General features: G+C 70.9%; 20 protein-coding genes, 1 tRNA gene and 1 riboswitch. Of the genes, 9 read left to right on the top strand and 12 right to left on the bottom strand.

Translation table 11 applies throughout. The annotated features are described in order from the left end of the window. Positions 1–18: 18 nt before the first annotated feature. The 6 genes from E4T13_RS07395 to E4T13_RS07370 form a co-directional block, all read right to left on the bottom strand. Complete coding sequence (locus E4T13_RS07395; RefSeq protein WP_137177543.1) at positions 19–1,665, bottom strand: NTP transferase domain-containing protein; 1,647 nt, start codon at positions 1,663–1,665, stop codon at positions 19–21. Further along, positions 1,662–2,360: an XdhC family protein gene (locus tag E4T13_RS07390; RefSeq protein ID WP_137177542.1), complete on the bottom strand. Its 699-nt coding sequence runs from the start codon at positions 2,358–2,360 to the stop codon at positions 1,662–1,664. Before E4T13_RS07390 ends, E4T13_RS07395 begins: the two co-directional genes overlap by 4 nt. Next, on the bottom strand, positions 2,357–2,683 hold the full coding sequence (locus E4T13_RS07385) for an XdhC family protein (protein WP_137177541.1): 327 nt from the start codon (positions 2,681–2,683) through the stop codon (positions 2,357–2,359). Before E4T13_RS07385 ends, E4T13_RS07390 begins: the two co-directional genes overlap by 4 nt. Further along, the gene (locus E4T13_RS07380; RefSeq protein ID WP_137177540.1) at positions 2,680–3,906 is read right to left on the bottom strand and encodes a VWA domain-containing protein; all 1,227 of its coding nucleotides are present in this window, start codon (positions 3,904–3,906) and stop codon (positions 2,680–2,682) included. Before E4T13_RS07380 ends, E4T13_RS07385 begins: the two co-directional genes overlap by 4 nt. Positions 3,907–4,027: 121 nt before the next feature. After that, the gene (locus tag E4T13_RS07375; protein WP_137177539.1) at positions 4,028–4,921 is read right to left on the bottom strand and encodes a MoxR family ATPase; all 894 of its coding nucleotides are present in this window, start codon (positions 4,919–4,921) and stop codon (positions 4,028–4,030) included. Positions 4,922–4,926: 5 nt separating this feature from the next. After that, positions 4,927–5,559 (bottom strand): carbon monoxide dehydrogenase subunit G, encoded by a 633-nt coding sequence (locus E4T13_RS07370; protein ID WP_137177538.1) that lies wholly within the window; start codon positions 5,557–5,559, stop codon positions 4,927–4,929. 142 nt (positions 5,560–5,701) lie between these two features. On the opposite strand from E4T13_RS07370, the gene E4T13_RS07365 reads away from it, so the two are divergent. From E4T13_RS07365 to E4T13_RS07350, 4 genes are all read left to right on the top strand, one after another. Further along, positions 5,702–7,117 (top strand): sodium:proton antiporter, encoded by a 1,416-nt coding sequence (locus tag E4T13_RS07365; RefSeq protein WP_137177537.1) that lies wholly within the window; start codon positions 5,702–5,704, stop codon positions 7,115–7,117. Positions 7,118–7,205: 88 nt separating this feature from the next. Further along, positions 7,206–8,783 carry an ABC transporter substrate-binding protein gene (locus E4T13_RS07360; protein ID WP_137177536.1) on the top strand — a complete coding sequence of 526 codons (1,578 nt, stop codon included), beginning with the start codon at positions 7,206–7,208 and terminating at the stop codon, positions 8,781–8,783. Between the two features lie 83 nt (positions 8,784–8,866). After that, the gene (prpB, locus tag E4T13_RS07355) at positions 8,867–9,787 is read left to right on the top strand and encodes a methylisocitrate lyase (protein ID WP_137177535.1); all 921 of its coding nucleotides are present in this window, start codon (positions 8,867–8,869) and stop codon (positions 9,785–9,787) included. 27 nt (positions 9,788–9,814) lie between these two features. Further along, on the top strand, positions 9,815–10,063 hold the full coding sequence (locus E4T13_RS07350; protein WP_137177534.1) for a CDGSH iron-sulfur domain-containing protein: 249 nt from the start codon (positions 9,815–9,817) through the stop codon (positions 10,061–10,063). 6 nt (positions 10,064–10,069) lie between these two features. Here the strand turns inward: E4T13_RS07350 and E4T13_RS07345 are convergent, their stop codons facing one another. From E4T13_RS07345 to E4T13_RS07320, 6 genes are all read right to left on the bottom strand, one after another. Then, the gene (locus tag E4T13_RS07345) at positions 10,070–10,474 is read right to left on the bottom strand and encodes a nuclear transport factor 2 family protein (protein ID WP_137177533.1); all 405 of its coding nucleotides are present in this window, start codon (positions 10,472–10,474) and stop codon (positions 10,070–10,072) included. A 15-nt stretch (positions 10,475–10,489) separates the two neighbouring features. Further along, positions 10,490–11,389, bottom strand: coding sequence for an alpha/beta fold hydrolase (locus E4T13_RS07340; protein ID WP_137177532.1), 900 nt, complete (start codon positions 11,387–11,389; stop codon positions 10,490–10,492). A 27-nt stretch (positions 11,390–11,416) separates the two neighbouring features. Further along, positions 11,417–11,887 (bottom strand): DUF188 domain-containing protein, encoded by a 471-nt coding sequence (locus tag E4T13_RS07335; protein WP_137177531.1) that lies wholly within the window; start codon positions 11,885–11,887, stop codon positions 11,417–11,419. Continuing rightward, positions 11,884–12,843 (bottom strand): ABC transporter substrate-binding protein, encoded by a 960-nt coding sequence (locus E4T13_RS07330; protein WP_137177530.1) that lies wholly within the window; start codon positions 12,841–12,843, stop codon positions 11,884–11,886. Before E4T13_RS07330 ends, E4T13_RS07335 begins: the two co-directional genes overlap by 4 nt. Continuing rightward, positions 12,840–13,589 (bottom strand): ABC transporter permease, encoded by a 750-nt coding sequence (locus E4T13_RS07325; protein ID WP_137177529.1) that lies wholly within the window; start codon positions 13,587–13,589, stop codon positions 12,840–12,842. The genes E4T13_RS07330 and E4T13_RS07325 overlap by 4 nt, the downstream gene beginning before the upstream one ends. Continuing rightward, positions 13,589–14,437: an ABC transporter ATP-binding protein gene (locus E4T13_RS07320; protein ID WP_408906386.1), complete on the bottom strand. Its 849-nt coding sequence runs from the start codon at positions 14,435–14,437 to the stop codon at positions 13,589–13,591. Before E4T13_RS07320 ends, E4T13_RS07325 begins: the two co-directional genes overlap by 1 nt. Beyond that, positions 14,423–14,526, bottom strand: a riboswitch (TPP riboswitch). Its footprint overlaps the gene before it by 15 nt. A 126-nt stretch (positions 14,527–14,652) precedes the next feature. Here E4T13_RS07320 and E4T13_RS07315 point away from each other — a divergent pair. The 5 genes from E4T13_RS07315 (at position 14,653) to E4T13_RS07295 (ending at position 19,402) form a co-directional block, all read left to right on the top strand. Beyond that, positions 14,653–15,912: a calcium-binding protein gene (locus E4T13_RS07315; RefSeq protein ID WP_137177528.1), complete on the top strand. Its 1,260-nt coding sequence runs from the start codon at positions 14,653–14,655 to the stop codon at positions 15,910–15,912. Between the two features lie 242 nt (positions 15,913–16,154). Then, on the top strand, positions 16,155–17,615 hold the full coding sequence (locus E4T13_RS07310) for a hypothetical protein (RefSeq protein WP_137177527.1): 1,461 nt from the start codon (positions 16,155–16,157) through the stop codon (positions 17,613–17,615). A 37-nt stretch (positions 17,616–17,652) separates the two neighbouring features. Beyond that, positions 17,653–18,795 carry an acetoin utilization protein AcuC gene (locus E4T13_RS07305; RefSeq protein WP_137177526.1) on the top strand — a complete coding sequence of 381 codons (1,143 nt, stop codon included), beginning with the start codon at positions 17,653–17,655 and terminating at the stop codon, positions 18,793–18,795. Further along, complete coding sequence (locus tag E4T13_RS07300) at positions 18,792–19,286, top strand: DUF192 domain-containing protein (RefSeq protein WP_137177525.1); 495 nt, start codon at positions 18,792–18,794, stop codon at positions 19,284–19,286. The genes E4T13_RS07305 and E4T13_RS07300 overlap by 4 nt, the downstream gene beginning before the upstream one ends. A gap of 42 nt (positions 19,287–19,328) precedes the next feature. Further along, a tRNA-Pro gene (locus E4T13_RS07295) sits at positions 19,329–19,402 on the top strand. Positions 19,403–19,530 lie beyond the last annotated feature (128 nt).

Genomic DNA, 19,530 nt, shown 5'->3' with positions numbered 1-19,530 from the left:
TATAATTATCTACCCTGATCACCGCTTCGGTGCGTAGTCCGGCAGGGCGCGCAGCGCTTCCGTGGTGTCGAAGTCGCGCAGCACGGCGTCGTTCGCCATCTCCACTTCCACCAGCCTGTCGGCATGCTTCGCGGCCAGGTGGCGGGCACCGATGTCGCCGCTGATGGCCAGCATCTCCGGCAGGAACTCGCGCGCCCAGAGCATCGGGTTGCCCTGCTTGCCGCGGAAGGTGGGCTGCACCAGGGCGCGGCCTTCCTCGGGGTCGAAGGCGCCGATCAGCCGGTCCAGCATCTCCCCGCTCACCAGCGGCATGTCGCCGAGGCAGATCAGCACGCCCTCGGCCTCCGGCGGCACGGCGCGCAGCCCGGCCTTGAGCGAGGCTGACAGGCCCTCGGCATAGTCCTCGGCATGGGCGAGCAGCACGGCCCGCCCCGCCAGCGCCTCCTCGACGCGCTCGCGCTCATGCCCGGTCACGACGATGACCGGCCGCGCGCGGGAGCCCAGCACGTTGTCCACCACGCGGGCGATGATCGGCACGCCCTTGTTGTCGGGCACCAGCAGCTTGTTCAGCGGCGCCATGCGGCGGGAGCGGCCGGCGGCCAGCACCAGCGCGCAGACCTGGCGCGCGCGGCGCGGCGCGATGGGGGAGACGGGCGTGCGCGGTGCCTCCGCGCGCGGCAGCGGCCGCGCCTCGATCTCCTTCAGCAGGCCGCCGACGCCCATGCCCATGATGTGCCGCGCCGTCACGCGCTCGCCGGCGAAGATGCGCTGCAGCACCCAGTCGAAGCCGTTGAGCTTCGGGCTGCGCGCACAGCCCGGCAGCACCATCGCGGGGACATCCCCGATGCGGCCGAGGCAGATCAGGTTGCCGGGATCGACGGGCATGCCGAAATGCTCGATCGCGCCGCCGGCGCGCAGGATGGCCGCGGGCCCGATGTCGCGCCGGTCCACCACGGCCGAGGCACCGGCGATCAGCAGCAGCTGCGCGCCCGCCTTGCGCAGGCGCACCAGCGCGTCGGCGACCGCGCCTTCCTCGTGCCGCACGCGCTCGACCGGCAGCATGGTGCCGAGCAGGCCGGTGACGCGCGCTTCCGTCGCCTCCACCGCGCCTTCCATGACGCTCTCCTTGATGCCCGGCAGTTCGGTCAGCACCAGGCCGACGGAGAGCGGGCGGAAGGGCTGCACGGTGAGCGGCTGGCGGCCGCGCAGCAGGCCCTCGATCACCGCGATCACCGTGCCGGGCACGGCGAAGGGGATGACCTTGATGGTCGCCAGCATCTCCTTCGGCGTCACCACCGTGCGGTCGGGCAGGGTGGCGATGGTGATGCTCTCATCCACCTGGTTGATGCGGTCCACCAGGCCGGCATCCACGGTGAAGAGGCCCGCGCTCTCGGCGAACAGGTTCACGCGCCCGGTGGAGGCGCGGGAGCGCGCGAGCAGCGGCGCGAGCAGCGCCTGCGCGATGCGGTCGGCGGCCTCGTCCTCCGGCACGTCGCCGGCTTCGAGGCGGGCGGCGATCACCTCGCGCTTGCCGGCCTCCTTCAGCAGGGCGAGGGCGGGCTCGTCCAGCACGGTGCCCTTCTTCAGCACCTTGCCCGGCAGGCGCAGCGTGTGGGCGAGGATCGCGCCGCGGGCTTCGTCGAGGGGTGTCGGGCCGAAGATCATTGTTCCGCTTTCTTCTTCGGCCCGCCACGGCGGCTTGCCACGACCTGGGCAAGGATGGAGACGGCGATCTCCGGCGCGGTGACGGCGCCGATGTCGAGGCCGACGGGGGCTTGGATGCGGGCGATCTCGGCCTCGGTCAGCCCGGCCTCCGTCAGCCGCGCGACGCGCTTGGCATGGGTGCGGCGGCTGCCCAGCGAGCCGATGTAGAAGGCCGGGCTGCGCAGCGCGACCTCCAGCGCCGGATCGTCGAGCTTCGGGTCATGCGTCAGCGTGACCACGGCGGTGCGGACATCGGGCGCGAGCGCGCGCAGCGCGTCGTCCGGCCAGTCGGTGGAGATCGTCACCCGCTCGCCCATGCGTTCCTCGGTGGCGAAGGCGCGGCGCGGATCGACCACCGTCACGGCATAGCCAAGCGCCGCGGCCATCGGCACCAGCGCCTGCGCGATGTGCACGGCGCCGACCACCACGAGGCGCAGCGGCGGGTTCTCCACCGCGACGAACCATTGCTCGTTGCCGAGCGTGACGGTGCGGGAGGCGTCGTCGTGCAGCGCGGATTGCGCCGCCTCGGCCAGCGCCGGCGGCACGTCGTCCTCGGGGAACAGCGATTGCGCGCCATCGGGCAGCCGCGTCAGCAGCGCGGCGGGGCGCTTCGCGGCGCGGGCCGCCTGCAGGCGCTGGAGCAGGTCGCGCTTCACCCGACCTTCTCCACGAAGACCTTCAGCTTGCCCCCACAGGCGAGGCCCACTTCCCAGGCGCGTTCGTCGCTGATGCCGAAATCGAGGAGCTGCGGCGTGCCGCTCGCCATGGTCTGCTTCGCCACATCGGCGACCGCACCCTCGATGCAGCCGCCGGAGACGCTGCCGGCGAGCCGGCCCGACTGCGTCACGGCCAGGCGCGAGCCCGCCGGCCGCGGCGAGGAGCCCCAGGTCTCCACCACCGTCGCCAGCGCGACGGTCTCGCCCTCGGCCAGCCAGTCCTGCGCGATGCCCAGGATGTCTTCGGCGTCCGTCTTCGTCATGCGGAGAACTCCTTCCCGCGTCCCGCCTGCCGGTCCGACAGCGCCGCCACCAGCTCGCGCAGGCTGGCGAGATTATGCACCGGACGGAATTCGTCCACATGCGGCAGCATCGCGCGGATGCCCTGGGATTTGGGCTGGAAGCCGGCGTAGCGCAACAAGGGATTGAGCCAGATCAGGCGGCGGCAGGATTTGCGCAGGCGCTCCGTTGCCTCGGCAAGCCCCTTCGCGCCTTCGCGATCGAGGCCGTCGGTGATCAGCAGCACCACCGCGCCCTGGCCCAGCACGCGCCGGGCCCAGAGCCGGTTGAAGTTCTCCAGCGATTCGCCGATGCGCGTGCCGCCGGACCAGTCCGGCACGTTGTGCGCCACCATCTCGAAGGCCGCTTCCGGATCGCGGTGACGAAGCTGGCGCGTGACGTTGGTCAGCCGCGTGCCGAACAGGAAGGAGGAGACGCGGTCGCGGTCGTTCGTCACCGCATGGACGAAGTGCAGCAGGATCTGCGCGTAGCGCGACATGGAGCCGGAGATGTCGCAGAGCACCACCAGCGGCGGCGTGCGCGTCACGCGACGGCGGCGCGCGATGTCCAGGATCTCCCCGCCGGTGCGCAGGCTGTCGCGCACGGTCAGGCGCAGATCGGCATGCCTGCCCATATGGGACGCGCGGAAGCGGCGCGTCGGCCGCGCATCCAGCGGCAGGACGAGCTTGCGGATCTCCTGCTTCGCCGCGGCGATCTCCTCGGCCGACATCGCCTCGAAATCCATTGCCTGGAGCCGTTCGCGGTCGCTGACGGTGAAGGTGACGTCGAGCTTCTCTTCCTGCTTCGGCTCCGGCGGGGGGGGCTGGTCGCGGCGGTCGCCGCGCATCGCCTCGGCCAGGCGGCGGGAGGCGGCGGAGGGCTTCGGCGGCTCCTTGAAACCGTCGAGCAGGCCCATGGCGGCGGCGTGCCGGCCGGATTCCGGGTCGCGCCAGAACAGGCCGAAAGCGTGGTCGAACAGCAGGAAATGCTCGTGCCGGTGGACCATGGTGGCGCGCAGCGCGGCCTTCGCCTGGGTCCGGTCGCCGATATCCACCGCTTCCAGCGCCGCGGCGCCGGTCAGGATCTCGGACGGGCCGACGGGCAGGCCGGCACGGCGCAGCAGGCGGCCGAAGGCGATCAGGTTGGCGGGCAGCGCGCCGGAGGCGGTCGGCGCGAGGATTGTGAGGGCGGCCTTGGGGGGGATCATGGGCAGAACTCCCTCTCCCGCCATGCGGGGGAGGGCTGGGGTGGGGGCCGGTGCGCGTTCCCCCACCCCGACCCTCCCCCGCAAGCGGGAGAGGGAGAAGGGGGGCGGGGGAGGAGGCGCGTCACGCCGCCGCCTGCTTGGCCTCGGACACCAGCCGCGCCGCCTCGGCGCCGCGGATCTTCGCGATGTCGTCCTGGTATTTCAGCAGCGCGCCCAGCGTCTCATCCACCAGCGCCGGCTCCAGCTCCTGCGCGTCGAGCGCGGCCAGCGCCGCGGCCCAGTCTATGGTCTCCGCGACGCCCGGCGGCTTGAAAGTGTCCCCCTGGCGCACCGCCTGGACGAAGGCGACCACCTGCGCGGAGAGCCGCTCCGCCACGCCCGGCGCGCGCAGCTTCAGGATCGCGCGTTCCCGCGCGGCATCGGGGTAGTCCACCCAGTGATACAGGCAGCGCCGGCGGATCGCGTCATGCACCTCCCGCGTGCGGTTGGAGGTGATCACCACCACGGGCGGCACCGCGGCCTTCACGGTTCCGAGCTCGGGAATGGAGATCTGGAAGTCCGCCAGAATCTCCAGCAGGAAGGCCTCGAAGGGCTCGTCGGCGCGGTCCAGCTCGTCGATCAGCAGCACCGCCGGCTCGCCTTCCAGCGCATCCAGCAGCGGGCGGGATTGCAGGAAGCGGCGGTCGTAGATGCCGCGTTCCAGCGCCGCGCGGTCGCCCGCCTCGCCCGAAGCCTCCGCCAGGCGGATCGCCATGAGCTGGCGTGCATGGTTCCACTCGTACGCCGCCGAGGCCAGGTCCATGCCGTCGTAGCATTGCAGCCGCACCAGGCGGCGCGGCAGTTGCGCCGCCAGGACCTTGGCGATCTCGGTCTTGCCGGTGCCGGGCTCGCCTTCCAGGAACAGCGGGCGGCCCATGCGCAGTGCGAGATGGACCGTGGTGGCAAGCTGGCGGTCGGCGACATAGCCGCCGGCGGCCAGCAGGCGCTGCGTCTCCTCGACCGTCGCCGGGACCATGCCCCTCAGCCCGCCGCGAAGAGCAGCAGGAGCACCACCACCATCGCGCCCAGGCCGAACCAGACCTGGAAGGGCATGCCGAGCGGCTGCGAGGCCAGGACGCCGCTGACCTGGTCCATCACGCCGCCGCGTTGCCAGCCGGCGGCATCGTATTGCGGCGCCGCGGGGATGGCGGGCACGGGCTCGGCCGGCGCGGGCGGGGCGAGCTGCGCAGCGAAGCGGTCGAAGAACTGGTCGGCCATGGACTTGGCGGTGCTGTCGATCAGCCGGGCGCCAAGCTGGGCCATCTTGCCGCCGACCTGCGCCTTCGCGGTGTAGCGCAGCACCGTCTCGGCCGGCCCGACCGCCTCCAGCGCCACATCGGCGCCGCCCTTGGCGAAGCCCATCGCGCCGCCCTGGCCCTCGCCGCTGATCGTGTAGGATTCCGGCGGGTTGATGTTGGACAGCGTGACCTTGCCGCCGAAGCGGGCGGCCATCGGGCCGAGCTTCACCGCGACCTTGGCCTGGAACTGGTCGTCGCCGACGCGCTCCACGCTCTCGCAGCCGGGAATGGCTGCCTGCAGCACGGCGGGGTCGTTCAGCGCCTCCCACACGCGCTCGCGGGGGGCTGCGATGCGCCGCTCGCCGGTCATTTCCATCGTGCGTGGTCCCTCGATCAGGTTCGGGCGCTAATTACGTTCTGCTGCGCGCGGGGGAAAGGGCAGGGCCGGGCCCATCGTGACCTTCCCGGCCGGACGGGTTAAGCCCGGGGTCGGGATGGGGCATGGGGGGATGGGCTTGATGCGGGGGTGGCGGAACCGGGCCGGGTGCGGATTGCTGGCGGCCCTGGTGGCGATGCTGCCCGGCAGCGCGGCCGCGGCCGGTGGCGTGTCCGGCGCCGAGTTGTCGCTGCTCTGGGCCATTCCCTTCGCGGGCGTGCTGCTGTCCATCGCGCTGATGCCGCTGTTCGCCGCGCATCTCTGGCATCACCATTACGGCAAGATCGCTGCGGGCTGGGCGATGCTGCTGCTGCTGCCGCTGGCGGCGGTGCATGGGGTGGGCGCGGCCTGGTACGAGCTGGCGCATGTGATGGTGCTGGAATACGTGCCCTTCATCGCCTTGCTGCTGGCCTTGTATACGGCTGGCGGCGGCGTGCTGCTGAAGGGCTCCCTGGTCGGCACGCCCACCACGAACACCGCCCTGCTGGCGGTGGGCACGGCGCTGGCCAGCCTGATGGGGACCACGGGTGCGGCGATGCTGCTGATCCGCCCGGTGCTGCGCGCCAACAGCTTCCGGCGGCAGAAGACGCATACCTTCGTGTTCTTCATCTTCCTGGTGGCCAATATCGGCGGCAGCCTGACGCCGGTGGGCGACCCGCCGCTGTATCTGGGCTTCCTGCGCGGTGTGTCCTTCTTCTGGCCGACCACGCATCTGTTCGGCGAGTTCCTGACCTGCGCCGTCATCCTGCTGGCGGTGTACTGGTTGCTCGACAGCTGGGCGTGGAAGAAGGAGCGGCCGGTGGTGCCGGATACCGGGCCGAAGGAGAGGCTCGGGATCGAGGGCTGGGTCAATGTGTGGCTGGTGGTGGCGATCGTCGCTGTGGTGATCGCCATGGGCTATGTGCGGCTGGGCCACATGTATGTGCTGGGGCAGCGCATGGAGATCGAGCGCGGCATCGGCATCCTGCTGTTCCTGGCGATCACGGCCGCCTCCGTGCGCTTCACCTCGCCGGCGCTGCGGGAGGCGAACGGCTTCGCCTGGGGCGCGATCCTGGAAGTGGCGAAGCTGTTCGCGGCGATCTTCATCTGCATGGCGCCGGTGCTTGCGATCCTGCGCGCCGGGGCGGATGGCGCGGCGGCGCCGCTGGTCGCCCTGACCTCGGGGCCGGACGGCCAGCCGATCCCCTGGGTCTATTTCTGGCTGACCGGCGCGCTGAGCTCCTTCCTCGACAATGCGCCGACGTACATCGTGTTCTTCGAGCTGGCCGGCGGCGATCCGGTGAAGCTGATGACCGATGGCGCGCTGGTGCTGGCGGCGATCTCCTGCGGCGCGGTGTTCATGGGGGCGAACAGCTACATCGGCAACGCGCCGAACTTCATGGTGAAGGCCATCGTGGAGGAGAACGGCGTGCGCATGCCGAGCTTCTTCGGCTACTGCGCCTGGGCGGCGGTGTTCCTGATCCCGCTCTTCGTGGTCGTGACCTTCCTGTTCTTCTGAGCCGGGCGCGGCGGCGGATCTTTGCCGTTGCCTCCACCGCCGCGATAAGGCCCAATCGCCTCCCGAAACCAATCGGGGAGGAAGGGCCATGTATCGTCGCACCCTGCTGGCCGCGGGAATGGCCGGCATCGCCGCGCCCGCGCTGACGCAACCATCCGGCGCGCGCACGCTGCGCTTCGTGCCCTTCGCCGACCTGTCCAGCATCGACCCGATCTGGACCACCGCCTTCAACATCCGCGACCACGGGTACCTGGTCTACGACACGCTGTTCGGCACCGATGCCGACTACACCATCCGCCCGCAGATGGCCGAGGGCGCCGCCGCCAGCGACGACGGCATGACCTGGACGCTGAAGTTGCGCGAGGGGCTGCGCTTCCACGACGGCGAGCCGGTGCGCTCGCGTGACGTCATCGCCAGCCTCTCGCGCTGGTCGAAGCGCGACGGCTTCGGCCAGAGCTGGGCGGCGGCCATCGCCGAGATGATCCCGACCGACGACCGCACCGTGACCTTCCGCATGAAGCAGCGCTTCCCGCTGTTCACCGCCGCGCTGGGCAAGCCGAGCTCCGTGGTGCCCTTCATCATGCCGGAGCGGGTTGCGATGACCGACCCGTTCCAGCAGATCACCGATTCGACCGGATCGGGCCCCTTCCGCTTCCTGCGCGACGAATGGCGGCCCGGCCATGGCGCGGCCTATGCCAAGAACGAGCGCTACGTGCCGCGCAACGAGCCGCCCTCCGGCACGGCGGGCGGCAAGGTGGTGCATTTCGACCGCTTCGAGCTGCGCCACATCCCCGATGCCGCGACCGCGGCCGCCGCGTTGCAGACCGGCGAGGTGGATTGGTGGGACCAGATGCAGCCGGACGTCGTGCCGGTGATCCGCCGCTCCCGCGGGGCGCGGGTGTTCGTGCGCAACCAGCTCGGCACCTTCATGACGATGCGCTTCAACTGCCTGCATCCGCCCTTCAACAATGCCGCGGTGCGCCGCGCCGTGCTGCTGGGCATCAACCAGCGCGACTACGGCCTGGCGATCATGGGCGACAATGCCGAGCTGCGGGATGCCTGCCCCAGCTTCTTCACCTGCGGCACGCCCTATGGCGACCTGGCGGCGATCAACGACTTCAACGCGCCGCTGCGCACCGGCGACATCGAGGCGGCGAAGGCCGCGCTGGGCCGCTCGGGCTATGCCGGCGAGAAGGTGATCGTGATGCAGCCCAGCGAGATCCCCGACAACGTCGCGATGAGCCAGCTCACCTACGATCTGATGAAGCGCATGGGCATGAATGTGGAGCTGTTCGCCACCGACTGGGGCACGCTGGTGCAGCGCCGCGCCAACAAGGCGCCGGGGCAGTGGAACGTGTTCTGCACCGGCTTCACCGGCGCCGACCAGATCGACCCGGCGGTCAACGTGCAGATGCGCGCCAATGGCGAGAATGCCTGGTTCGGCTGGCCGAACGTGCCGGCCATCGAGGCGGCGCGGGAGCGCTGGTTCAACGCGACCAGCCCGGCGGAGCAGAAGGCGGCCGCGCTGGAGATCCAGCGCCACGCCTTCGCCGAGGCGCCCTATGCGACGCTGTCCATCATCCGCTTCCCCTCGGGCCTCAGGAACGAGGTGCAGGGCGCGCTGCCGGGGACCGTGCCGGTGTTCTGGAACGCCCGGAAGGGGTAGCCGGCGCAGGGCGGCGCGGCCATTCGACGCCGCGCCGCGGGGGCGGTAACCTTGGGGCCTCAGCCTTCCGAGGATGGTAGCCCATGCCCTATGTGATCGGTGCAGACCTGCCCGACGCCCCCGCCGGCGAGCGCTTCCGCGCGCTGCTCGACCGGCCGCAGATCCTGCAGATGCCGGGCGCGCATCTCGGCATCGCGGCGCTGCTGGCAAAGAAGGCGGGCTTCCCCGCGCTGTACATGTCCGGCGCGGCGATGTCGGCCACGATGGGCCTGCCCGACCTCGGCATGATCACCGTGGACGATGTGTGCTGGTACATCCGCCAGGTGGTGCGCGCGGCCGGGCTGCCGGCGCTGGTGGATGGCGACACCGGCTATGGCGAGGCGCTGAACGTCATGCACATGGTCCGCGCCTTCGAGGAAGCCGGCGCCGGCGCGGTGCATCTGGAGGACCAGCTTCTGCCGAAGAAGTGCGGCCACCTGAACGACAAGAAGCTGGCCGATGCGCGCGACATGGCGGCGAAGGTGGCGGCGGCGCGCAAGGCGCGGAAGCATCTCTACATCATCGCCCGCACCGATGCGGCGGCGAGCGAGGGGATGGACGGCGCGGTGGCGCGCGCGAAGCTGTATCTGGATGCGGGCGCGGATGCGATCTTCCCCGAGGCACTGACCAGCCGCGAGATGTTCGCCGAATTCGCCAAGCGCATGCCGGGCGTGAAGCTGCTGGCCAACATGACCGAGTTCGGCCGCACGCCCTTCCTGACCGCGACGGAGTTCGAGGCGCTCGGCTACGCCATGGTGATCTGGCCGGTCAGCCATCTGCGCGTGGCGAACCGCGCGATGGAGGAGCTCTACGCCACCATCCGCGAGACCGGCGGCACCATGGCGGCGCTCGATCGCATGCAGACCCGCGCGCAGCTCTACGAGACCATCGGCTACCACGAATACGAGGCGCTGGACGCGAGCCTGGTGAAGACCGTGGTGCCCGAGGGCATGCCGCAGGGCTGACTCCTGCGCGAAAAGAAGGACCGGACGATGTCGGAACAGCAACTGCCGGCCGTGGCGCAGAAGGCGCCCTTCGGCGTCGAGGTGACGGAGGGCAGGACCTACTGGTGGTGCGCCTGCGGCCTGTCGAAGAAGCAGCCCTTCTGCGACGGCAGCCACAAGGGCAGCGGCCTCTCCCCCGTCTCCTGGACGGCGGAGAAGGACGGCAAGGCCTGGTTCTGCGGCTGCAAGAAGACAGGGAAGTCGCCGATCTGCGACGGCACGCACAACCGGCTGTAGCGCCGCTCAGGCAGCGCCGCCCGCCAGCGCCGCCGCGGCCCGCGCGCTGTCATAGTATTCGCGGAACTCGACGATCCGCCCGTCACGCAGGCGGATCGCGTCCACCTTGCGGAACGCGTCGGTCCGGCCGGTCGAGCGGATGTGGATGTGCACGGTGGCCAGCGCCATCACCCAGGTGTCGTCGGCCAGCAGGTGCTCGATCTCGTAACCGCGCAGTTCGCAGCTTGCGGTGAGCTTCGCGAAATAGTCCTGCACGCCGGCCGAGCCGACGAAGCGGCCGCTCCAGGGCAGCCCGATGCCCTCGGTGTACCACACGACGTCATCGGCCAGCGCGGCGAAGAGGGGGCCGGCGTCGCCCTTCGCGTATCGCTCGTAGATCTCGCCGATCACGTCCCGGTTGCGGGCCTGCATGCGGACCTCCTCCGTTCAGCGTGAGAGCAGCCCTTCCTCGGCGAGGAAGCGACCGACCAGGCGGGCGAATTCCGCCGGCGCATCCTGCGTCAGTCGGTGGTTCGCGCCGGCGAGCGTGGCGAAGCGCGCCTGCGGGATGTTCTTCCGGGCGGTTCGCATGGCATCCGCGTCGATGACCGTGCAGTGCTCGCCATGGAACAGCAGCGTCGGCTGGCGCACGTGGATGCGCGGCCAGAGGTCCTCGGTCAGCGCGCGCTGCGTCGCGACGATGGACGGCGTGTGGTAGCGCCAGCGCAGGCGGCCATCGGAGTCGCGGCGCAGCGCGGTGTCGAGCCAGTGCGCGGCGACGACATCGGACCATGCGGCGCGGAAGGGCGTTTCCGCCAGCGCCTCCGCCCGCGAGGCGAAGCCGCGGTCGTGGCGCTCGACCTGTTGCAGGAACAGGTCGAACACGTCGGCGCGCAGCGACACGGCGGCATCGCCGGCGGCCAGCGCCACCACGCGGTCCGGCAGGCGCGTCGCCAGCAGCAGCGCGAGCGTCGCGCCGGTGGCCTGGCCGATGACGGCGAACTGCTCCCAGCCGAGCGCGTCGCAGAGATCCTCGATGTCGTCGAGGTGGTCGTCGAGATCGGCGGCGGCGGGCATGTCGCCGCTCTCGCCGAGGCCCCGGTAGTCCGGGGCGCAGACCGGGTTGCGCGGATCGAGATCGGCCAGCACGAAGTCGAAGATTCTCCGCGTTGTGCGGTTCGCCGTGAGGCACAGCAGCGGCAGGCCTGTGCCCGAGCGGAAGGTGAAGGCGATGTCCGCGCCGGTCGAGAGCCGGATGCGCCGCATCGCCCAGCTCTCGTCGAGCGGGTCGCGCGGCGGCAGGCCTTCGAAGGCGCGGCCGGGCAGGGCGTCGGTCTGGCTGTCCATCGGCGCGGTGCCTCCCACGCCGGCAGGCTACAGGCTTGCGCGCGCCTTGCGCAACGCGGCCTGCGCCATGGCGTCCAGCGCATTGAGGAAGCGGGAGCGGTCGGCCTGCGCCATGGGCGGCGGCCCGCCGCCCATCCCCATCTCCCGCAGGTGCCGCGACAACTCCCGCCCGGCGAGCGCGGAGCCGATATTGTTCTCCGTCCAGGCATGCCCCTTGTAGGACAGGCAGAAGGCGCCCTTGGCGATGCAGCGCGCCGCCAGCGGGATGTCGTTGGTCAGGCAGATGTCGGTGGGCGTCGCCGCCTCGGCGATCCAGTCATCGGCCTTGTCGGCGCCTTCGGTGACCACGACGATGCGCGTGTTGCCGCCGGGCGGGCGCATCGGCCGTGCGCCGTTGGAGACGAAGATTGTTTCCAGTCCCAGGCGTCCCGCGACCCGGAGAATCTCGTCGCGCACGGGGCAGGCGTCGGCGTCCACGATCAGCCGCGGCGCGGTCATCGCGTGGCGACCGGCAGTTCGACGGCGTAGCTCTCCACCGGCGGCACGCTGCGGATCAGCTTGCGGTCCGCCAGCAGCCGCGCCATGCGATCGTAGCGGTTGCGGTCGAGTGCCGCGGGGTTCAGCGCGAAGCGATTGATCGTGCTGGCCCAGGCCCGGCGGTTCAGCGCGTCGTCCAGTTCGCGGCGCGGTCCGGCGATGAACATGCGCCAGGAGTCCTCGGGGTTGTTCACCAGGAAGGTGGTGGCGGATTCCACCGCGTCCATGAAGCGCCGCAGCGTCGCATCCCGCGCGCGGTCGCGATGCGCGATGTAGATCAGCTCGTCATAGATCGGCAGGCCATGCTGCTCGGGGAAGAAGGCGCGGCCGGGCCGGCCCTCGATCTCAAGCTGGTGCAGCTCGAAATTGCGGTAGCCGCCGACGATGGCATCCACCTGGCCGGACATCAGGGCGGAGGACAGCGCGAAGTTCACGTTGATCAGCCGCACGTCGGAAAGCTTCAGCCCGACGCTGTCCAGCATGGTGCCGACCACCACCTCCTCGAAGCCCGCCACCGAGAAGCCGATGCGCTTGCCGCGGAGGTCGGCGAGGCTGCGGATCGGCCCGTCGCGCAGCACCGTCAGCGTCGCCAGCGGCGTCGCCACCAGCGTGCCGACGCGCATCAGCGGCAGGCCCTGGTCCACGGCCAGGTGCAGGTTCATCTGGTAGAACACGCCGATGTCGCCGCGCTTCGCCGCGATCAGCCGCGGCGGGTCGTTCGGATCGGCGGGTGCCACGACGCGCACCGCGAGCCCCGCACGCTCGAAAAAGCCGGCTTCCTGCGCGACGATGATCGGTGCGTGGTCCGGGTTCACGAACCAGTCGAGCAGCAGCGTGATCTCGGTTCGCTGTTGCGCGCGGGCCAGCGCGGGCAGGGCAAGGACAGGCAGCGCGAAAGCAGCGCGGCGGGTGATCATCTTGCGTCGTCCATGAGTTGGTCGGGTTGCCAGGGGATGGCCCGGCGCAGCAGCCGGTCCATGCAGAACCACAGCGCCAGCGCCATCAGCGCCAGCACGAAGAGGGCGGCGAACATCACGTCGGTCTGGCTGCGGCCGTTGGCGTGCAGCATCAGGTAGCCGAGCCCGGCGGAGGACCCGACCCATTCGCCGACCACCGCGCCGATCGGCGCGACGGCGGCCGCGACACGCAGGCCCGAAGCCAGCGCGGGCAGCGCGGCGGGAACGCGCAGCCGCCACAGCACGGCGGCGGGCGTCGCCTGCATCGTGGCCGCAAGGTCGAGCCAGCCCGGCTCGGTGCGGCGCAGCCCGTCATAGAAGGCGGTGGCGACGGGGAAGAAGATGATCAGCGTCGCCATCGCGACCTTGCTCGCCAGGCCGAAGCCGAACCACAGCGTCAGCAGCGGCGCGATGGCGAAGACGGGGATCGCCTGGGAGACCAGCAGCAGCGGCAGCAGCCAGCGCCGCCCGCCGCGCCACGCCGCCAGCGTCAGCGCCGCCGCGCAGCCCAGCAGCGTGCCCAGCAGCAGGCCGAGCAGGATCTCCGTGCCCGTCACCAGCGCGTGCTGCGCCAGGCTGTCCCAGCGCGCGACCAGCGCTTCCGCGACGCGCAGCGGCGAGGGCAGCAGGAAGGGCGGCACCTGCGTGATCCAGACGACGCCCTGCCACAACAGGATCAGCCCGGCGGCGGCGAGAAGGGCGTGCATCACGACCCCCACCCCGACCCTCCCCCGCAAGCGGGAGAGGGAGTCTGTCGCGCCGATGCTCCCTCTCCCGCGAAGCGGGGGAGGGTCGGGGTGGGGGCATCGTCCGCGATGCCCTCCGCCAGCCGTTCCAGCAGCGCCGCCTGGGCATCCAGCAGCGCGGCATCGCGCGCCGGCCGCGGCGGCGTGCCGGCGGGCACCGGCACCTCCACCGGCACCGCCGGGCTGCCGCTCAGCACCAGGATGCGGTCGGCCAGCCGCAAAGCCTCCAGCGGGTCATGCGTCACCAGCAGCACGGTGCGCCCGGCCAGCAGCCGCGCGGCGAGGTCCTGCAGGCGATGGCGCGTCGGCGCGTCCACGGCGCTGAACGGCTCGTCCATCAGCACGACGGGCCGGTCCTCCATCAGCGTGCGCGCGAGCGCCACGCGCTGGCGCATGCCGCCCGAGAGCTGCGCCGGCATTTTTCTTCCGTCGTCCGTCGTGAGGCCGACCTCCCGCAGCAGCGCCTCCGCCCGCGCAACATCCGGCCGACCGCCGCGCAGATGCGCCCCGAAAGTCACGTTGCCGAGCGCGTCGCGCCACGGCACCAGCAGATCCTGCTGCGCCATCCAGGCGATGCGTCCGGCCAGCGGCGCGCCATCGTCCGTCGTCACCGCGCCCGGCACGTCGAGCAGCCCCGCGGCGATGCGCAGCAGCGTGGATTTGCCCGATCCCGACGGCCCGAGCAGCGCCGTGACGCGCGAAGCCGGAACGTCCAGCCGGCACGCGCCCAGCACGGCTGCGCCGCCGAGGCTGAGCCCGGATGGCAGGATGACGGAAAAGCCCGGAGCGGGCGTGCGCGACGTGGACACCGTTCCCTTCGCCGGCATGACCCGGATCAGGTTCGTGGGGTCGCGGTCGCCCGCCTCTCAGCCCCCGATGGGCTCCCCCCGATGTGTGCGCTTCCTATGGCGCAGTGACCGACACAGGGCAAGTGGCGTGGACGCGGCGCGGATTGCGCTGATAGCGTGCGGACCGCGCAAAGCGGGAAAGTCCGCGCGCGTTCACAACCGAAGAGAATGACGCGATGCCCGGCGGCCTCGACTTCCAACGCGCGAAGGTCCAGATCTCCAACCACTTCGAGGGACCGAACTTCGTCAACGGCCTGGCGAAGCAGAGCGCCAGCTACACGGTGCTGTCCGACACGGCGGCGCGGCTCGAGTTCAAGGGCGGCTTCAACGACGCCATCACCTATGTGCAGATCTTGTACGGCAACGGCTTCGGCCTCGACGAGAACGGCCGCTACACCGGCACCGTCACCGCCTATCTCGGCTACGAGAAGGACACGCCCGAGAACCGCTGGCGCTTCACCAACCTCGAGACCTCGCTCGACAAGCTGAACACGCTGGTCTCGGACCCGGATGTCACATTCGGCGACCTGCTGCTGATCCCGCTGGAGTACAGGTTCGTCGGCGCGCAGTTCGACGACGTGTTCATCAACGGCTCCTTCAACGACATCGCGCTGGGCCTGGACGGCGACGACAATTTCGACGGGCTGAGCGGCGCCGACACGCTGCTCGGCCATGCCGGCGACGACCTGCTGACCGGGGGCGACGGCGACGACCTGCTGCTGGGTGGCGAGGACAACGACGTGCTGCTGGGCGGCACGGGGCGCGATTCCCTCTACGCCGATACGGGCGCCGACAGCCTGCGCGGCGGCGCGGATTCCGACCTCGCCTTCGGTGGGGCCGGCGCCGACCTGCTGCAGGGCGAGGAAGGCGCCGACACGCTGCATGGCGGGGCGGATGCCGACACGATCGAAGGCGGCGACGGGCCGGACAGCATCGCCGGCGACCAGGGGAACGACATGCTGCTCGGCGGCGCCGAGGGCGACACCATTGATGGCGGCGCCGGCAACGACTGGGTGCAGGGCGATGGCGGAACCAACATCCTGTTCGGCGGCAACGGCCACGACACAGTGCTGGGCGACAGCGGATCGGACGAGTTGTTCGGCGGCGCCGGGTCGGATTCGCTGGCCTCCGGCGCCGGGGCGGATTTCCTCAATGGCGGCTTCGGGCGCGACATGCTCTCCGGCAACATCCCCGGCGGCGACAAGGCGGTGGACACCTTCATCTTCGAAGGCGCCTTCGGCTACGACGTGATCACCGACTTCGAGATCGGCTTCGATGGGATCGTGCTCGCCGCCGGCATCCAGGCGGAGGACGTGACGACCACCACCCGGGGCGACGACGTGATCCTCCGCGTGGATTTCCTCGGCACGCAGACGCTGCTGGTACTGGGTGTCGCGGCGCTGTTCAACACCGCGATCGACGTGACGATCGGATAGCGGCATCGCGCGCACGACGGCGCCGCCGCTCACGGAAACGCCCGTCGGACCGCGTGGATGTCACGAAGCGTCCGGCCGGCTGCGGAATTGTCCGATCATGCCGCAATGCCCGCCGCGGCGCTGGTGCGGCCCGGGCCGTTACAATATGAACGCATCGCGGGTGGACGACAGTATACACTCGTGATGGTTGCGGAAGCGACCAGCGATCACGGCCAGGCTTGGGACAATTTGGGGGATTCCGGATGCTGATCGGTGACCTGCTGGTCATGAACGGCCTGGTGAGCCGTGCGGATGTGGACGATGCGCTGGAGCAGCAGCGCCTGCGTGGCGGATTGCTCGGCGAGGTGCTGGTCGCCGCAGGGCACCTCTCGCCTGAAGCCGTCACCAAGGTGCTGGATGACGTGCCGGTGGCGCCGAATTCGCTGGAGGAGACCGGCCTCGCCCTGCCGGACCTGCTCAACCTGCTGACCAAGACGATGCATTCGGGCTCGGTCAACACGATGAACGAGGTTGCGGATGCGCTGCGCCTGCCGCCGCGCCTCGCCGGGCTGCTGGTGGACCAGGCGAGGCAGCGCAAGCTGGTGGAGTTCACCGGCGGCGCGCTGCTGCCTTCCCACAGCGCCATCGCGCTGACCGAGGCCGGCCGCGAATGGGCGCAGCAGGCCTTCGAGCAGAACGCCTATGTCGGCCCCGCCCCGGTGCCGCTGGCCGATTACGTCGCGCGCATCCGGCGCCAGGCGATCGGCGACGAGCGCGTGTCGCCCGAGGCGGTGGCGCGCGCGCTGGACGGGCTGATCACCTCCGACGACCTGGTCTCCCAGGTCGGGCCGGCGGTGAATTCGGGCAGGCCGATCCTGCTCTACGGGCCGCCCGGCAACGGCAAGACCTCCGTCGCGGAGCGCATCGGCTCGGTCTTCGCCTCGATGATCTATGTGCCGCATTGCTTCGAGGTGGGCGGGCAGATCGTGAAGGTGTTCGATCCCGACGTGCATGAGGAGGTGGTGCCGACGAGCGGGGACGGCGCGTCGGGCAATGCCAGCATCCGCGCCACGCGCTTCGACCGGCGCTGGGTACCCTGCCGGCGGCCCTTCGTGATCACCGGCGGCGAGCTGACGCTGGAGATGCTGGACCTCAGCTTCAACCCGCTCGCCAAGTTCTACGAGGCGCCGCTGCATGTGAAGGCGCTGAACGGCACCTTCCTGATCGACGATTTCGGCCGCCAGCTCGTCGCGCCGGAGATGCTGCTGAACCGCTGGATCGTGCCGCTGGAAAGCCGGCGCGACTACATGAAGCTGCACACCGGCAAGAGCTTCGCGCTGCCTTTCGACGAGCTGGTGATCTTCTCCACCAACATGCCGCCGAGCCAGCTGATGGACCCCGCCTTCCTCCGGCGCATTCCCTACAAGATCGAGGTGACGGGGCCTTCGCCCACGGAGTTCCGCGAGATCTTCCGCCTGGTGGCCCGCGCGCGGCACCTGGAGGCGCCGGACGAGGCGGTGGACTTCGTGGTGTCCGAGCTGACGCAGCGGCATGGCGTGGCGCTCGCTGCCTACCAGCCCGCCTTCCTGATCGGCCAGGTGATCGCGGCCTGCCGCTATCGCGGCATCGCACCCGTGATGGCGCGGGAGATGCTGTCCGCGGCCATCGGCAACCTGCACCCCAAGGACGGGCCCGGCTACGGCATGGTGGCGCGGCGGGGGTGACCTTGCGCCGCGCCGTGCCGCGGCCATAACGGGGCGGATGGCGCGGCCCTTCCTCATCGGCTCCGAGATCTATCGCGGCTCCACCTATGGCCCGAAGCATCCGCTGGCGATCCCGCGCGTCTCCACCACGCTCGACCTGATCCGCGCGATGGGCTGGGTGGAGCCGGCGCAGTATCGCGACAGCCCGCGCGCCACGCCGGACCAGCTGACGCGCTTCCACACGCCGGACTACGTCGCGGCGCTGATGCGGACCGAAGCCTCGCAGGCCGTGACGGAGGCGGACCGCGCGCGCCACCACATCGGCGCGCATGGCAACCCGGTGTATCGCGAGATCTTTCGGCGCCCCGCCACCGGCGCGGGCGGGGCGATCCTGGCCGCGAAGCTCACGCGGGAGGGCGGCGTGGTGCATGTGCCCGGCGCCGGCACGCATCACGGGATGCCCGACCGCGCCTCCGGCTTCTGCTACCTCAACGACGTGGTGCTGGGGCTGATGGAATGGCTGGGGCAGGGGCTGACCAACATCGTCTATCTCGACCTCGATGCGCATCACGGCGACGGGGTGGAACTGGCCTTCCACGACGATCCGCGCGTCTTCACCCTTTCGATCCATGAGGCCAATCGCTGGCCGCATACCGGCCGCGCCGAGGACCGGGCCGGCGGGCATGCGCGCAACCTGCCGGTGCCGGACGGCTTCAACGATTCCGAGATGGACTGGCTGCTGCGCCACGCCGTGCTGCCGGTGATCCGCCACCTGCGCCCGCAGGCGATCTTCATCCAGTGCGGCGCGGACGCGGTGGAGGAGGACCCGCTGTCGCGGCTTGCACTCTCCAACGCCGCGCATCGCGCGGTGGTCGGCGCCGTCATGCCGTTGGCGCCGCGGCTGATCGTCAGCGGGGGCGGGGGCTACAATCCCTGGTCGGTCGCGCGCTGCTGGGCGGGCGTCTGGGCGACGCTGAACGGCCTGCCGATCCCGCCGCGCCTGCCGCCCCCGGCCGAGGCGGTGCTGCGCGGCCTGGCCTGGTCGCGGGCCGCCGGGCGCAACCCGCCGGAGCACTGGTTCACCACCATCGCCGACGCGGCCCGCCCGGGGCCGGTGCGCGACGCCGTCCGCGCGCTGGCCGCCGTTACCCTTCGTGAGCTTCCGGACCCCATGGGCGCCGTGCCATCCTTCGCGCCATGACCTATCGCCGCCCGCTGCTTGCCTCCATCGCCGCGCTGATCGCCGCGGCCGACGCCCCCGGCGCCTTCGCCCAGCCCGGCGTGGACCAGCCGCAGCCGCGCCTGCCGACCGAGCGCATGGTGATCCTGACGCGCGACGGCAGGCGGCTGGACTTCACGGTGGAGATGGCGCTGACGCCCGACCAGCAGACCATCGGCCTGATGTTCCGGCGCGAGGTGAAGCCGGATGAGGGGATGATCTTCGACTGGGGCCAGCCGCGCGAAAGCAGCATGTGGATGCGCAACACGCTGGCGCCGCTGGACATGGTGTTCATCGCCGCCGACGGGCGCATCCACCGCATCGCCGAACGCACCGTGCCGCTGAGCCTGACGCCGGTGGACAGCCGCGGCCCGGTGCGCGCGACGCTGGAGCTGCAGGGCGGCATCACGGAGAAGCTCGACATCCGCGTGGGCGACCGGGTGCTGCACCGGATGTTCGGCAGCGCGCCCTGAAGCTTGCCGCCGTGCGGCGGCTTGCCTAGTTTGCCGCCGCATCGGGGCGTGGCGCAGCCTGGTAGCGCGCCTGTTTTGGGTACAGGAGGCCGTGGGTTCGAATCCCGCCGCCCCGATCCTTGCTCCAGTACTGCCTGCACGGATGAGTTGTGCGCCATGCCGGGGTGACCCGGATGGATCGCACTGCATGCGTTCCTGCTGAAGCGTGCCGGTGGAATTGATCGTGCAGGGCTTTCGCCAGCAG

The sequence above is a fragment of the Roseomonas sp. AR75 genome, from assembly GCF_005222815.1.
Lineage (GTDB): Bacteria > Pseudomonadota > Alphaproteobacteria > Acetobacterales > Acetobacteraceae > Falsiroseomonas.
This window is presented reverse-complemented; position numbering and strand designations above follow the sequence as displayed.

Excerpts from the sequence above, each read along its gene's own strand:
- E4T13_RS07395 (WP_137177543.1), bottom strand. The coding sequence starts at position 1,665 with ATGATCTTCGGCCCGACACCCCTCGACGAAGCCCGCGGCGCGATCCTC.
- E4T13_RS07385 (WP_137177541.1), bottom strand. The coding sequence starts at position 2,683 with ATGACGAAGACGGACGCCGAAGACATCCTGGGCATCGCGCAGGACTGG.
- E4T13_RS07380 (WP_137177540.1), bottom strand. The coding sequence starts at position 3,906 with ATGATCCCCCCCAAGGCCGCCCTCACAATCCTCGCGCCGACCGCCTCC.
- E4T13_RS07375 (WP_137177539.1), bottom strand. The coding sequence starts at position 4,921 with ATGGTCCCGGCGACGGTCGAGGAGACGCAGCGCCTGCTGGCCGCCGGC.
- E4T13_RS07370 (WP_137177538.1), bottom strand. The coding sequence starts at position 5,559 with ATGGAAATGACCGGCGAGCGGCGCATCGCAGCCCCCCGCGAGCGCGTG.
- E4T13_RS07365 (WP_137177537.1), top strand. The coding sequence starts at position 5,702 with ATGCGGGGGTGGCGGAACCGGGCCGGGTGCGGATTGCTGGCGGCCCTG.
- E4T13_RS07360 (WP_137177536.1), top strand. The coding sequence starts at position 7,206 with ATGTATCGTCGCACCCTGCTGGCCGCGGGAATGGCCGGCATCGCCGCG.
- prpB (WP_137177535.1), top strand. The coding sequence starts at position 8,867 with ATGCCCTATGTGATCGGTGCAGACCTGCCCGACGCCCCCGCCGGCGAG.
- E4T13_RS07350 (WP_137177534.1), top strand. The coding sequence starts at position 9,815 with ATGTCGGAACAGCAACTGCCGGCCGTGGCGCAGAAGGCGCCCTTCGGC.
- E4T13_RS07345 (WP_137177533.1), bottom strand. The coding sequence starts at position 10,474 with ATGCAGGCCCGCAACCGGGACGTGATCGGCGAGATCTACGAGCGATAC.
- E4T13_RS07340 (WP_137177532.1), bottom strand. The coding sequence starts at position 11,389 with ATGGACAGCCAGACCGACGCCCTGCCCGGCCGCGCCTTCGAAGGCCTG.
- E4T13_RS07335 (WP_137177531.1), bottom strand. The coding sequence starts at position 11,887 with ATGACCGCGCCGCGGCTGATCGTGGACGCCGACGCCTGCCCCGTGCGC.
- E4T13_RS07330 (WP_137177530.1), bottom strand. The coding sequence starts at position 12,843 with ATGATCACCCGCCGCGCTGCTTTCGCGCTGCCTGTCCTTGCCCTGCCC.
- E4T13_RS07325 (WP_137177529.1), bottom strand. The coding sequence starts at position 13,589 with ATGCACGCCCTTCTCGCCGCCGCCGGGCTGATCCTGTTGTGGCAGGGC.
- E4T13_RS07315 (WP_137177528.1), top strand. The coding sequence starts at position 14,653 with ATGCCCGGCGGCCTCGACTTCCAACGCGCGAAGGTCCAGATCTCCAAC.
- E4T13_RS07310 (WP_137177527.1), top strand. The coding sequence starts at position 16,155 with ATGCTGATCGGTGACCTGCTGGTCATGAACGGCCTGGTGAGCCGTGCG.
- E4T13_RS07305 (WP_137177526.1), top strand. The coding sequence starts at position 17,653 with ATGGCGCGGCCCTTCCTCATCGGCTCCGAGATCTATCGCGGCTCCACC.
- E4T13_RS07300 (WP_137177525.1), top strand. The coding sequence starts at position 18,792 with ATGACCTATCGCCGCCCGCTGCTTGCCTCCATCGCCGCGCTGATCGCC.